An 11888-nucleotide genomic window follows, 5' to 3' on the forward strand; every position below is an offset into this window, starting at 1 on the left:
CGCGGCGCGGCGAGGTGGAGTGCGGCTAAACTGGAACGTCCTGTTTTTGCCCCTCCGCCATGAATACCAGCATCGGACGCGATGGCGCGGGCGCCGGGCCGTCGCGCGTGCGCATCGACCCGGCGGATCGTGCACTTCTTTCACGCGCCGCGTCGGCGCGCCCGGGTCTACGCCCGTTCCTGCGCGCACTCATGCTCCTCGCATGCCTCGCGGCGTGCCTTGCCGCGCCGCTGCGGGCCGCCGCCCAAGCCGCGCCGGCGCCCGTGCTGCCGGTGCTCAAGAGCATCATCACCGGGGCGCCGGCGGCTGCCTCGGGGGCTTCGGCGGCCGAGGCGGCCTCTGCGCCGTCACCGGCGAGCCAGGCCGAGTTCACGCGCTCGCTCGACAGCGTCATCAATACGCTCGACAACGAGCGCCAGCGCACCGCGCTCCTGAATCAGCTCAAGAAGCTGCGCAGCGCGTCGCAAAACGTGGCGCCCGCGCCCGCTTCGGGCGCGGCGGCGAACTCGGCGGGGCTGCTGGGCGCAATCGCATCCGGGCTCGCCTCGGTCGAGGCGGACGCCCGCCGCGGCCGCAGTCCGTTTCACTACTGGGCGGGGCGCTTCAGGGCAGCCGGCGTCGAGCTTTACGACATCGCCTCGGGCGGAGAAGGCGAAAGCCTCGGCCGCATCGTGTTCGATCTGTTCGCCATGCTGGCCGGCTGGGGCGCATGCGCCGCGGTGCTGCGCTGGATCGAGCGGCGGCTGCTCAGGCGTTTCGATGTCGAGACCGGCCTGCGGCCCGATCCCCGCACCATCGATCTGCTGATTTTCGTCGTGCATCGCGCGGCGCCGTGGATCGTGGCGTTCCTCGGCGCGCTCGTGGTCGAGCGTTCGCTGCCCGACGCGCTCGGGCGCACGCTCGCCCTCGTGATCGCCTACGCGATCGTCGCGGGCGCGGTGTTCTCGTCCATCTGCCTGATCATGTTTTCGCTGTTCGGTTCGGGGCACCGGCGCGCGGCCGTGCGCCTGCTGATCGCGCGCTCGCGCCGGCTGCTCTTTGCGATCGGCGTGCTGGCCGCGCTCGGCGACGCCGCGACCAATTTCGAAGTCGCGCGCCAGCTGGGCGCGAACACGGCGGCACTGGTGAGCACCGCCGCGAACATGGCGGCCGCAGTGCTGACAGTGGTGTTCGCCTTTGGTTTCCGGCGCCCGGTCGCGCATCTCATCCGCAACCGCAGCTATTCGCTGCGCCACGGCCACAAGGCGCTCACCGAAGTCCTCGACGTGCTCGCCTCGCTCTGGCAACTGCCGATGCTGCTGCTCGCCGGCGCTTCGATCGTCGCCACGTTCGGCGGGATCGGCAGCCGCGACGACGTGCTGCAGATTTCCGTGGTCTCCGCGCTCCTGCTCGTGCTCGCGTTCTTCCTCTCGGCGGTCGTGCTGCGCATCACGCGCCCGAACCCCGCGCGCGTGCGGCGGCGCTCGCCGTATCTGCGGCGCCTGCTGCGCTTTGCCGGCACGCTGCTCGTGGTGTTCATCTGGTTCGCGTACTTCGAATCGTGCGCACGCCTGTGGGACATTTCGCTCGCCGCGATCATCGAGGCGAGCGTGGCCGCGCGCGGCATCGCGCACGCCATTTTCGCGATCGTGTCGACGGTGTTCCTCGCGTGGCTCGTGTGGATCACGGTCGATACTGCGATTCTCGAAGCGCTCAATCCGAGCGGTCCGCGCACCAAGGGCCGCGCGCCCAGCACGCGCGCACGCACCATGCTGCCGCTCGTGCGCAACGCGGTGCTCGTGACGATCCTCACCATCACCGGCATCGCCACCGCGGCGAATCTCGGCATCAACGTCACGCCGCTGCTCGCCGGCGCGGGCGTGATCGGTCTCGCCATCGGCTTTGGCGCGCAGTCGCTCGTGGCCGATCTCATCACCGGTCTGTTCATCATCATCGAAGAGACGATTTCGGTGGGCGACTGGATCGACATCGACAACGGGCATGCGGGCACGGTCGAGCATCTGTCGATCCGCACCGTGCGGCTGCGCGACGGGCAGGGCGCGATCCACGCGATTCCGTTCTCGCAGATCAAGATCGTGAAGAACCTTTCGCGCGATTTCGCGTTCGCCGTGTTCGAAGTGCGCGTGCCGTTCTCGGTCGATCTCGATACGGTCACGCGCATGATTCGCGAGACCGGCGCGGAACTCGTGGCCGACTTCCGCTATCGCCGCGAGATACTCGGGCCCGTGGAAGTGTGGGGGCTCGACCGGTTCGACCCGAACTGGATGGTCGTGAAAGGGCAGATCAAGACGCGGCCGCTGCAGCAGTGGAGTGTGGCGCGCGCGTTCAATGCGCGCCTGAAGCGCCACATGGACGAAGCCGGCATCGAGATGCCGGTGCCGCAGATGCAGGTGCACATGTCTTCGCGCGGCGGCGATGTCGAGGAGCCGCATGGTCATCCGCATCCGCATGGCGTGCACGTGGGCGGCGGCGTGGCACGCGATGCCTCGCACGAGCCGCGGCCCGCGCCGCCGCCGACGGCGGGCCCCGAGGGCGCACCGCCCCAGATTCCCACGGCGGGCAGCCGCGGCTGAAGGTCTGCGCCGCTCAGGTCAAACTCAAATCACCTGTGACGCTTTCGATGGATAGGGGCCAGTCGCGTTAAGACACGAGCGCCGTCTTGCGCACGAGCGGCAGCACGTCGTTGACCTGCGTTGAGATGTGCTCGGCGGCGACGCCGTAGACATGCAGCGAGACGGCCTGCGCGTCGCTGCCGTTCGACAGCCGGTGAATGCTGGTGCGCCCGCGTCCGCCGAACGACACCGCGCCGCTCGCGCGCGGATGCGAGCGCATCACGTCGGCGCCCTGGCGTGCGTCGTCCCACGCGTAGAGCGTTTCCGTCAACGTGCCGTCGAGCACGGCGTAACCGCACCAGGTGTGATGCGCATGGATCGGGCTCGCGTGGCCCGGCTGCCAGACGAGCGCCGCGACCGTGTAGCGGCCGCGGCTGTCGGCCGCGATGACATGACGCCGATACGTCTGCGCGCTGCCTTCGCGCTGCGCGTGCGTGACGAGCGCCGGATCGGCGAGCGCGCGCGTGAGCGCCGCGCGCAGGCCGCGCGCGAAGCGGGCGCAGCGCGACGGGTCGCCGGGCGTCGCGCAGGCATCGAAAGCGGCGTCGAGCGCGGCGGTGAAGCGGGCGACGGCGGCAGCGTGCTGCTCCGCGGTGTGGAAGGCGCTCAGCAGGGCGAGTTCGGCAGGGGCGTTCATGGCGTGTTCTTCTTCCGGTTTCTACAAGAAGATTTATAGCCGTTCGCGCCTGGAAAGCGTTTTCCTATTCTTTTCCCGTTTGCCCATCGTGTAGAATAAATTTCTACGCTTCGGGGAGTGCGGAAATGGATCTCATCGACAGAAAGCTGGTTGAGTTGCTGCAGCAGGACGCGACCATGCCGGTCGCGGAGTTGGCGCAGCGCGTCAATCTTTCGCAAACGCCGTGCTGGAAGCGCGTGCAGCGCCTGAAGGAAACGGGCGTGATCCGCGCGCAGGTCGCGCTGTGCGACCCGCGCAAGCTCGGCGTGGGGACGACGGTGTTCGTCGCCGTGCGCACGAACCAGCACACCGAGGCGTGGGCGCAGACCTTCACGCGCGCCGTGCAGGAGATTCCCGAGATCGTCGAGGCGTATCGCATGAGCGGCGAGACCGACTATCTGCTGCGTATCGTGGTCTCCGATATCGACGACTTCGACCGCGTCTACAAGCAGCTCATCCGCGCCGTGCCGCTGTTCGACGTCAGTTCGAGCTTCGCGATGGAGCAGCTCAAATATTCGACGGCGCTGCCGGTGCGCAGCGGCACCTAGCGGCATCTGGCGGGACCCGGCGGCTCGCGCCGCAAGCCGTCTGCAAGGCATGGCGGCGTAGAATGCCCGTTCCTGTCATCCAACTCGAGGCTGGGCACGACCGATGAACGAACCGCGCAGGAAGAACCCCACTGTCGGCGTTGCCGTGCTCATCGTCGTGGTGGTGCTGTTCGTGATCGGCACCGTGCTGTTCAACGCACTGAAAAGCAAGCGCGAGTACGACGAGACCGTGGGCGCCGGCGCGGCGCACGCATCCGCGAGCACGGCCGCGTCGCAAGCCAGCGGCTCGACGCAGTGACGCGCCGGGCCGTTTTCTTCTTATTCCTCCGGTAGCCGGATGATGCTCGCGTCCCGGCGAATCAACCAGGACGCTGTGATCATCTGCTTGCACTGGTGTGCGAGCAGCTTGAGTTCCTGCGGCAGTTCCGCCGAGGCGCCGAGCGCGCGCTCGGCTTCCACCACCATCGCATCGAGTTCGCGCGTGATCTGCTTCGTGATGTCGGCCTGATCGGCGGGCGCAGGCGTGCCCGCTTCGGCGGCGACGAGGTTCTCGCGCACGCACGACAGCGCGCGCTCGAGTGCGTCGAGCTTGACCTCCGGCTGGTCGGGCCGCGCCGTGCTGCGCAGGAGCGGGGCGGTGGCGGTGATCTGCGAGGCGAGCACGTGGCTGCGCACGAGCAGGTCGTTGAGCTCGGGCACGAACTTCTGCGCGGCCTTCGGTTCGAGCATCATGCGCTGGAACGCCTGGCCGAGATTCGCGAATGCCACGTGCACGTTCTTGCGCGCGAGCCGGTAGCGGAAGTCGCGCGCGAGCGACGGTGCCGCTGCGGCTGCGCTCGCCGTGGCTTGCGCGGTCTGTGCAGCGGTTTTCGCGCCCACGGCCGACACGGGCGAGCCGGGAGCGCCGGCGGTGGGCGAGTCGTCGAGGGTCGCGGCGGCGGCTGCGGGTTCGTCGATGACGCTCGCCGCGTTCGCCGAAGCGCTCGCCATGGCGCTCACGCTGCTCGTCACCGGATTCGCCACGCCGCCCGCATCGCCTGCGCGCGTCGCCGCCGGCGCTGCATGGGCGGCCACGCGCGCGCCGGCCTCGCTCACCCCGGCCCCCGCGAACGCCGGCTGCGGCGCGCTCGTGCGCCCGCTCCACCACCAGCTCGCTTCGAGATAGCTGCGCGTCGCGGCGATCATGTCGTGCACAAGCTTGCCCATCAGGCGGTATTCCCAGTACGGAAACAGATGGCTCGCGGCGATGGCGATCATGCAGCCCACTACCGTATCGATCGCGCGCTCGCCGATGATGCGCATGCTGCCCGGCGCGAGCAGATGGAACATCAGGAGCACATAGGCCGACGTGAACACCACGCTCGCCGTGTAGTTGAAGAGCAGGAGGCTGTAGCTCATCACCATCGCCGCGAACATCGAGACGAGCAGCACGAGCGGCTGCTTCACGAGCAGGATCAGCGCAATGCTCGCGATACAGCCGATCAGCGTGCCGACGATACGCTGCGCGTTGCGCTGGCGCGTGAGCGAGTAGCCGGGCTTCAGGATGATGATGCTCGTCATCACGATCCAGTAGGCGTTGGTGAGCGGCAGAAGCCGCCCGAGCCAGAAGCCGACCGCCACGGCGATCGTCACGCGCAGCGCGTGGCGAAAGCTAGGCGAGGCCATCGTGAGATTCGAGAAGATCTGCAGCCAGGACACGCGGCGGTTCGTCACGAAACGTGTGAGCGCTTCGTCGATGCGCAGTTCGGTTTCGGTCGTCGGCACTTCGCTCGCGAGGCTGCGGCGCATGCGGTCGATCAGGCGTGTCGCGCTCCAGATACGCCGGAACGACGCCGAGATCGCCGCATAGGCCTCCGGGTCGGTCGCGGCCAGGTCGCGCTTTTTCAGCAGCTCGAGTTCGTATTCGATGGCGCGCAACTCGGCTTTGACATTCACGCTCGCGCGCGGCGCCTCGTTTTGCAGCACTGCAAGGCCGATGTCTTCGAGATCGGCGGCGGCCTTGCGGATCAGGTCGCGGTAGAACACGAGCAGGTCTGAGCCGCCGAAGGTGTTGCGCACGAGCGGGTAGTCGGTGTGTGCGCCCACGAACAGCTCGTGCAGATCGACCGTGTTGATGAACAGGTTGAAGTGCATCGCGCGCCGCGCATCGACCTTGCCGGCCCTGAGCTTGGGCAGGTTGCGCAGCACGATGTCGCGTGCCGCGTCCTGGCGCTCGACGGCGGCGATCTGCTTCGCGACGAGGTTGCGATAGCACTCGTCGAGATCGTTGTCGAGGTCGAAGAACTGGGCGCGCGCGAGCAGGTAGTCGGCGCAGGCGAACACGCTTTCGGCGAGCGCCTGCTGCTCGATGCGATCGAGCATGAGCTGGCTGATCATGGTCGACCACGCCGTGTACCAGAGGCCGCCCAGCAGGATCCACAGCGCATTGACGAGCGCGAGGTGCGGCGTGAAATGCTCCTCGAGCGTCATCACCATCATGAAGAGGGTGGCGAAGCTGATCTGCGGCCAGCGGTTGCCGTAGACCACGATCAGCGAGAGCACGAAGGTGAGCGGCACCACGGTGGCCCAGAGCGCGATGGGGCTGAAGGTGGCGAGGCCGGTGGCGTAAGCGGAGAGAAACCCGATTACGCTGCACGCGAGCATTTCGTTGCGCTTGTACTTGAGCGGCCCCGGCATGTCGACCACGCAGGCGCCGAGCGCGCCGGTCGAGATGGTGAAACCCAGCTCGCTCTTGTGAAGGACGAACAGGCACAGGACGGCCGGAAGCGAGATGCCGATCGCGATGCGCAGGCCGCCGTAAAAGTACTGGCTATAGAGGAATTTCCTGATTTCTACGGAGTAGCGCATCGACTGCCGAGGGAGTTCGAGAGCGGACGGTACGCCGCGGACTGTGGCGCTGAGTCTAACGTATTTCGGGCGCGATCTGACCGTCGATGCATGCCGGACCGGGCCGAAGCTGGCGCCGGCGTCTCAGTCCACGCTGAGCGTGCTCGCGTTCGTTGCGGCGGCCGCGTCGCCGAGCAGGCCGTGCGTGCCGTTGATGCGCCGCATGCGCGTGCGATACCAGAAGGTCCAGGCCATCAGGCCGCCGAACACGCCATAGCCGATGATCGGCGAGACGACGAGAAAGCGCTCGATCGGCCACGTGGCAGCCAGGTACGTGCGCAGCGCGGAATCGAGACAGAGCCCGAAGCCCCAGATGAACGTGAGCAGCCGCATGGCCGCCGCGAAGCTCGTGTTTTCCTTCCAGAGCTGTTCGAGCCGCGCGACGCCCTCGCGCGTCTCACGCGCGACCGTCGCTCGCGTGAGATAGAACACGAGCGGGCGCCTGGCGAGAAGCGAGATCAGAAACGCGGCGCCGATCGCGCCCGAGGCGAGGCTTTCGCGCATCAACAGCACGCGCGGGCTGCCGCCGAATGCCACGGCGAGCACAGAGAGCACGATGCCGAGCAGAATGACGGCGGAGAGCGCATCCACCCGCCGAAAGCGCACCAGTTCGACGATGCTCCAGGCAAGCGGCGGCGCGGCCGAGGCAATGAGGCCGCCGACTTCGCCCCAGTGCGGCTCGGCGAGACGGTAGGCGACCCAGGGAAGCAGGAGATTGACCGCCAGTTCGGCAACGAATGCGGGACGCAGCTTCATGGGGTGCGTGCTCCTGTGGGTTCGCCCAAGGGAATGTCGCAAGTATGGTTCATGCGCCGCGCGGCGGCAAACTGGCTGCACAGCGGCCGACGGCGGATCGGCTTGCCCCTTGCGCGAGGAGGTGTCACGCCTGTGTCATGCCTGTGCCGATTCAGCCGCGCTGTGCGACACTGCCGCGTGTCCGGCCCGATGCGGCCTGCTTTCTTTCTCGTTGCCCATGACCGCACGCGCGCCCATCCCGTTGCAGGAAATCGAACTCGTCGCCGTTCGCGCGCAGGGCGCGGGCGGCCAGAACGTGAACAAGGTGTCGAGCGCGATTCATCTGCGCTTCGACATCCGCGCCTCGTCGTTGCCCGAGGTGCTCAAGATGCGCCTGCTCGCGCTCGCCGACCGCCGGATTACGAGCGAGGGCGTCGTCGTGATCAAGTCGCAGGAATACCGCACCCAGGAACAGAACCGCGTGGCCGCGCTTGCGCGCCTGGAGGAACTGGTCGACAGCGTGAGCGTGACGCGCAAGGCGCGCGTGGCGACGCGTCCCACGCGCGCCTCGAAGTTGCGCCGGCTCGACAGCAAGGCGCGCACCGGTGAGCTGAAGGCGGGGCGTCGGCGCGTCACCGACTAGCGACCCGGATCACGCGGCGGCTTGACCCGGCTCGCGCCACGGGCGCTCGCGCGGCCCGTGCTCGGGCGGAAAGTCCGCGCACAACATGTGCGCCAGACGCGGTCGAAATTGGAGAAGCCCGCACCGAAGTCGGGTTCGGCATGGCTTGGGACGGACGGCGGCGCGGGCGGTTCGTGGGCGCCTCTACCGCCAGGGCCGCGCAACTGCCTTCCAAAGCGGGCGCTCGCCTTCGGTGCGAGGCGCTCAGTGCGCCGTGTCGGGCACGTCGAGAATCAGGATGATGGTCCAGTCCGCGTCGCCTTCGTGGTGGTATTGGCGCTCCGCCACGATGAACGGCTGCTGCTTGCCGGCCGGGCCGAGAAACAGCACGTCGCCTTCCATCGGCAGGCATTCGATGGGGGGCAGCGCGAGATACGCATCCTGGTTGCCGCCGCGCGGCATCAGTTTTTCGATCTTGCGTGAGGCCGCTTCGGTCCATTCGATGTCGAGCTGGATGTTGCTCATTGCGTTTCTCCGCGCGTGGCGCGCACAAAAGGTTGGGTCTGCCGACCGCGTCTAGCCGACCGCGTCTGGCCGACCGCAACTGGCCAACCGCGGCGTTTTCGAGGTGCGCGACTTTAGCATACCGCGCCGGCGCGTCGGCGCGGGGCCGCTGCGCGCGAGGCCACAAACGCAGCGAAGTGGCGCGGCGAAGAAAAAAGCCGATGGCGGCTAAACCGGCATCGGCTTCATTCCCGGGAAGGCGTCGCCCGCGTGCGCTGGGCTGCGCGCGGCCAGCCTCGTCCGTTCTTACTGGGCAGGGGCCTTCTTGTGATGCGGATGCCCCGACTTGTGATGCATCATGGGCGCCGGCGCAGGCGCGGCTTCCTGTTGCTGCTGCAGCGCCTGCGCGCGTTGCAGGACGTCGTCGGCCTTGGCCGGGTCGGTGCTCATCGTGATGCCGTTATCCGACTGCGCATGCGCAGCGCCCGCCAGTGCGGAAAGTGAAATCAGGACTGCGAGGGACACTTTTTTCATCTCTACCTCCGAAGGAGCGGTTTATGGACCCAGCCGGTGCCTGTCCAAGCAGGATGGACACCCCATTCTAACGATCAAATACTCGCTCCAGATGACATCACGTAAGCCGTTCGTGCGGGAGTTACATCTCGTTACATCTAACGTCGCCTAACGGTCATATTAGAACCAGCCGATCATCCGATACACATAGAACTGGGCAACCCCAATCGATTCGTGGAGCGCCGTTTCAGCGGACTTGAGATTTGCGAGGCGCGGAAGCAGGCCGCGCTCGACATGCCGCACGCTGGAAACCGCAGGCAGCGGGTCCATGTCGAAGCGACGGAAATCGAGCATCGCACGGCGCATCTGGTACGAGGACGTGACGAGCAGGAGCGTTTCGTCATTCCCGGCGCGGACGATGGGCGCGACGTTGCGCGCGTTCTGATACGTCGTGAGGCTCTGGTTTTCGAGCACGAGATCGGCGCTCGGCACACCGGCGCGCCGCAGGTAGGGCGCGTAGTTGTCGGCCTCGGCGCTCGCATGGTGCTCCGGGTTGCCGCCACTCACGATCACGCGGCACGTGCCGCCCGCGCGCGCGCACTGTGCGTACAACTCGGCGGCAAGCGCAATGCGTGCGTAGACGTCGCGCGCGGGGACCAGTCGGCCGCCGTGCGATTCGGTGCCGCCGCCCAGCATGATGATGGCGGTGCGCGCACCGAAGTGCGCCGGGCCGATTTTCGCCTGATCGTAGGGAGTGCGATACAACTCCGGCTGGGCGATATCGAGCAGCACCGCGGTGAGCCAGCCGGTCGCGAGCAGCCAGAAGACCGCGGCCGCGCAGACCGCGACACGCCAGCGCGCGCTGCGCCACAGCAGGCCGAGCGCAACAAATAGCACAAACAAAACGAATAGAATCAATTTGGATGAGGTAACGTATTGTTTTCGGGAAAATGCGCGTCCAACCGACCTTTGCGCCGCGAGCGTGGCGCGGCGTTGGCCGTGCGGGAAGCGGTGAAGCCGCTTTCACGGGGGCCCGGATAACCTGCAGTCCCTGCCGCTGCTCATCGCACGGATAGGGCGCGTGGGCCCGCCAGGGCACAGACTGCGCCATTCTCAGGTCCGCGTTGCGCCGCAGCCGGCTCGCGTGAGACTCAATGATCGCAGGACTGCATTTTAAGAAAGAAGTGAGATGACCACGTATTCCAACGAAGCAGTACTCGAAGCGCTGAGACGGGTGCAGTATCGACAGGTCCCGTGGGCGCGTCGTCCTGAAGTGTTCCAGTATTTGCGCGATCTCGGCATGATGGACATCGTCCGGCAGCGCACGGTTGCGCCGGCGCCGGGTTTCCATGCGCCGGTCGATATCGCGGTGCTGACCGATCGCGGCCGCGCCGAATTCGCCCGGCTCGCTCGCGACGAGCGCACGGTGCAGTGGAGCGCGCATCGCGTGGCCGACTATGTCGCGGAGCGCGTACCCCAATCCGGCCTCGAAGCCAGCCAGTAGTACCCCCGTTTGTACCCCCGTCCTCTTCGTCCCGCCAAAAAAAAGCCCGCATCGAAAGATACGGGCTTACCGGAATTACTGCTGCCACGCTGTGCTTGATGGCGTAAGGATAGACCGCACATGAAGCGCGGTGGTTCCCCGGGGCAGGGTATTTGCTGAGCCCGCGACGTGCCGACGCTCTTACCTTCCTGCGTCATCGCTGCTCGTTCGTCGGTTCCGGCCGTCCTCTCGATGGTGTTTCGCTGGCCGGCTTACCGGCGCTGCGCTGGTTCCTGCCTCTGCGGCGCGCTGCGGCGGGCATTGTCCGCAATATCGCCCCGCAAGTCGCCGCGCGGCACTGGCGGTTTGCTCGCGTTCGGGCCAGGCGCTACGGGCGGCATGGCGTGCGCGCCGGTGCGCGCGATCGACCATGTCGGTACGGAGGCATGCGGCGGGTGGGCCGCGGCGCTGAACGACACGAACGAAGCGGTCGGCGCGAAAAGGGCGAGGGCGAACAGCGAAACCATGATGCCCCGGATGTGCAGGTTCATGGATTTCATGGTGGTTCCCCGTCAATCCAGTTTCTTGACGTTAGTGGACATGCTCCTAAGCTAACGTCGGGCACGAAAGCGCGCTGTAAATATTAGTAAAGAGATGTATCGCGCGATGCCGATCGCCTGGTTGCGGACGCAGCGACGTCGATGCGGCCCGCATCAGTGGGGAGGGGTGGCGCTGCTGGCACGACCGGAAAGCGGTCTGCAGCGGCCATGAAATACGCAAAGGATGGGGAGATAAACACGCCGGGCGCACGATGCGCCCGGCGGAAAAGCAGTTTAAGCGTGGCTCAGGCCATCTTGACCGGCGCGCGCCACGATTCCGGATTGGTCCAGAACGCGCCGCGCAGGCGATCACGGCTGGGCGGTGCGGGCGGCTTGGTCGCCGTGGCGCCGATACGGCCGCGCAGCGAAATTTCGCGCCCGTTCGTGCTCAGTCGCTTGACGATCTCCGCAAGCGTGCCGTCTGCCTGCCACTCGTCGAAACGACGGCGGCAAGTCGGCGGCGAGGGGTAGCGGCCCGGCAGCTTGGACCAGCCTTCACCCGTCGAAAGCACCCAGAGCACCGCGTTGACCACAGCACGCGCTTCGACGCGAGGCCGTCCGCGCCGTTCGCTCCGTGCCGGTTCAGCACAGAACAACGCCTCGACCAGCGCCCATTCGTTGTCTCTCAAATCGTCGAACAGCATCATGTTTCACCTCAGCGAAGCTATCTCCGGTGCGCTGCCCCGCGCTGCGCACTCTTCATGGACTCC

The 11888-nt window shown here is 67.0% G+C and carries 12 protein-coding genes and 1 pseudogene; 5 read left to right on the plus strand and 8 right to left on the minus strand.

Going from position 1 to position 11888, the window contains the following annotated elements:
- Positions 1-59: 59 nt before the first annotated feature.
- Positions 60-2573: a mechanosensitive ion channel family protein gene (locus ACOJB8_RS31245; RefSeq protein WP_428995906.1), complete on the plus strand. Its 2514-nt coding sequence runs from the start codon at positions 60-62 to the stop codon at positions 2571-2573.
- 67 nt (positions 2574-2640) lie between these two features.
- On the opposite strand, the gene ACOJB8_RS31250 is transcribed toward ACOJB8_RS31245, so the two are convergent.
- Positions 2641-3249 carry a cysteine dioxygenase family protein gene (locus ACOJB8_RS31250; RefSeq protein ID WP_475016061.1) on the minus strand — a complete coding sequence of 203 codons (609 nt, stop codon included), beginning with the start codon at positions 3247-3249 and terminating at the stop codon, positions 2641-2643.
- A 125-nt stretch (positions 3250-3374) separates the two neighbouring features.
- Here ACOJB8_RS31250 and ACOJB8_RS31255 point away from each other — a divergent pair, with 125 nt between their 5' ends.
- Positions 3375-3836, plus strand: coding sequence for an Lrp/AsnC family transcriptional regulator (locus ACOJB8_RS31255; protein ID WP_028204798.1), 462 nt, complete (start codon positions 3375-3377; stop codon positions 3834-3836).
- A gap of 103 nt (positions 3837-3939) precedes the next feature.
- Positions 3940-4134: a hypothetical protein gene (locus tag ACOJB8_RS31260; RefSeq protein WP_368727055.1), complete on the plus strand. Its 195-nt coding sequence runs from the start codon at positions 3940-3942 to the stop codon at positions 4132-4134.
- A 20-nt stretch (positions 4135-4154) separates the two neighbouring features.
- Here the strand turns inward: ACOJB8_RS31260 and ACOJB8_RS31265 are convergent, their stop codons facing one another.
- A complete protein-coding gene (locus tag ACOJB8_RS31265; RefSeq protein WP_475016063.1) occupies positions 4155-6683 on the minus strand; it encodes an FUSC family protein in 2529 nt (842 codons plus the stop codon).
- A gap of 123 nt (positions 6684-6806) precedes the next feature.
- Positions 6807-7478 (minus strand): VC0807 family protein, encoded by a 672-nt coding sequence (locus tag ACOJB8_RS31270; RefSeq protein WP_069267883.1) that lies wholly within the window; start codon positions 7476-7478, stop codon positions 6807-6809.
- A gap of 217 nt (positions 7479-7695) precedes the next feature.
- Here ACOJB8_RS31270 and arfB point away from each other — a divergent pair, with 217 nt between their 5' ends.
- On the plus strand, positions 7696-8100 hold the full coding sequence (arfB, locus tag ACOJB8_RS31275; RefSeq protein ID WP_069267882.1) for an alternative ribosome rescue aminoacyl-tRNA hydrolase ArfB: 405 nt from the start codon (positions 7696-7698) through the stop codon (positions 8098-8100).
- A gap of 243 nt (positions 8101-8343) precedes the next feature.
- On the opposite strand, the gene ACOJB8_RS31280 is transcribed toward arfB, so the two are convergent.
- From ACOJB8_RS31280 to ACOJB8_RS31290, 3 genes are all read right to left on the minus strand, one after another.
- On the minus strand, positions 8344-8604 hold the full coding sequence (locus ACOJB8_RS31280) for a DNA-binding protein (RefSeq protein ID WP_133184189.1): 261 nt from the start codon (positions 8602-8604) through the stop codon (positions 8344-8346).
- Positions 8605-8889: 285 nt separating this feature from the next.
- Complete coding sequence (locus ACOJB8_RS31285; RefSeq protein ID WP_028204804.1) at positions 8890-9117, minus strand: hypothetical protein; 228 nt, start codon at positions 9115-9117, stop codon at positions 8890-8892.
- A gap of 159 nt (positions 9118-9276) precedes the next feature.
- Positions 9277-9999, minus strand: coding sequence for a YdcF family protein (locus ACOJB8_RS31290; RefSeq protein ID WP_475016066.1), 723 nt, complete (start codon positions 9997-9999; stop codon positions 9277-9279).
- A 286-nt stretch (positions 10000-10285) separates the two neighbouring features.
- Here ACOJB8_RS31290 and ACOJB8_RS31295 point away from each other — a divergent pair, with 286 nt between their 5' ends.
- Positions 10286-10600, plus strand: coding sequence for a hypothetical protein (locus ACOJB8_RS31295; protein WP_069267881.1), 315 nt, complete (start codon positions 10286-10288; stop codon positions 10598-10600).
- Positions 10601-10851: 251 nt separating this feature from the next.
- Here ACOJB8_RS31295 and ACOJB8_RS31300 read toward each other — a convergent pair whose 3' ends face one another.
- Positions 10852-11139: a hypothetical protein gene (locus ACOJB8_RS31300; RefSeq protein ID WP_141710846.1), complete on the minus strand. Its 288-nt coding sequence runs from the start codon at positions 11137-11139 to the stop codon at positions 10852-10854.
- Positions 11140-11426: 287 nt separating this feature from the next.
- Positions 11427-11822: pseudogene (locus ACOJB8_RS31305) on the minus strand (transposase); the annotation flags it as partial.
- Positions 11823-11888: the final 66 nt, after the last annotated feature.

The sequence above is a fragment of the Paraburkholderia sp. BR10141 genome (assembly GCF_056155635.1).

Excerpts from the sequence above, each read along its gene's own strand:
- ACOJB8_RS31245 (WP_428995906.1), top strand. The coding sequence starts at position 60 with ATGAATACCAGCATCGGACGCGATGGCGCGGGCGCCGGGCCGTCGCGC.
- ACOJB8_RS31250 (WP_475016061.1), bottom strand. The coding sequence starts at position 3,249 with ATGAACGCCCCTGCCGAACTCGCCCTGCTGAGCGCCTTCCACACCGCG.
- ACOJB8_RS31255 (WP_028204798.1), top strand. The coding sequence starts at position 3,375 with ATGGATCTCATCGACAGAAAGCTGGTTGAGTTGCTGCAGCAGGACGCG.
- ACOJB8_RS31260 (WP_368727055.1), top strand. The coding sequence starts at position 3,940 with ATGAACGAACCGCGCAGGAAGAACCCCACTGTCGGCGTTGCCGTGCTC.
- ACOJB8_RS31265 (WP_475016063.1), bottom strand. The coding sequence starts at position 6,683 with ATGCGCTACTCCGTAGAAATCAGGAAATTCCTCTATAGCCAGTACTTT.
- ACOJB8_RS31270 (WP_069267883.1), bottom strand. The coding sequence starts at position 7,478 with ATGAAGCTGCGTCCCGCATTCGTTGCCGAACTGGCGGTCAATCTCCTG.
- arfB (WP_069267882.1), top strand. The coding sequence starts at position 7,696 with ATGACCGCACGCGCGCCCATCCCGTTGCAGGAAATCGAACTCGTCGCC.
- ACOJB8_RS31280 (WP_133184189.1), bottom strand. The coding sequence starts at position 8,604 with ATGAGCAACATCCAGCTCGACATCGAATGGACCGAAGCGGCCTCACGC.
- ACOJB8_RS31285 (WP_028204804.1), bottom strand. The coding sequence starts at position 9,117 with ATGAAAAAAGTGTCCCTCGCAGTCCTGATTTCACTTTCCGCACTGGCG.
- ACOJB8_RS31295 (WP_069267881.1), top strand. The coding sequence starts at position 10,286 with ATGACCACGTATTCCAACGAAGCAGTACTCGAAGCGCTGAGACGGGTG.
- ACOJB8_RS31300 (WP_141710846.1), bottom strand. The coding sequence starts at position 11,139 with ATGAAATCCATGAACCTGCACATCCGGGGCATCATGGTTTCGCTGTTC.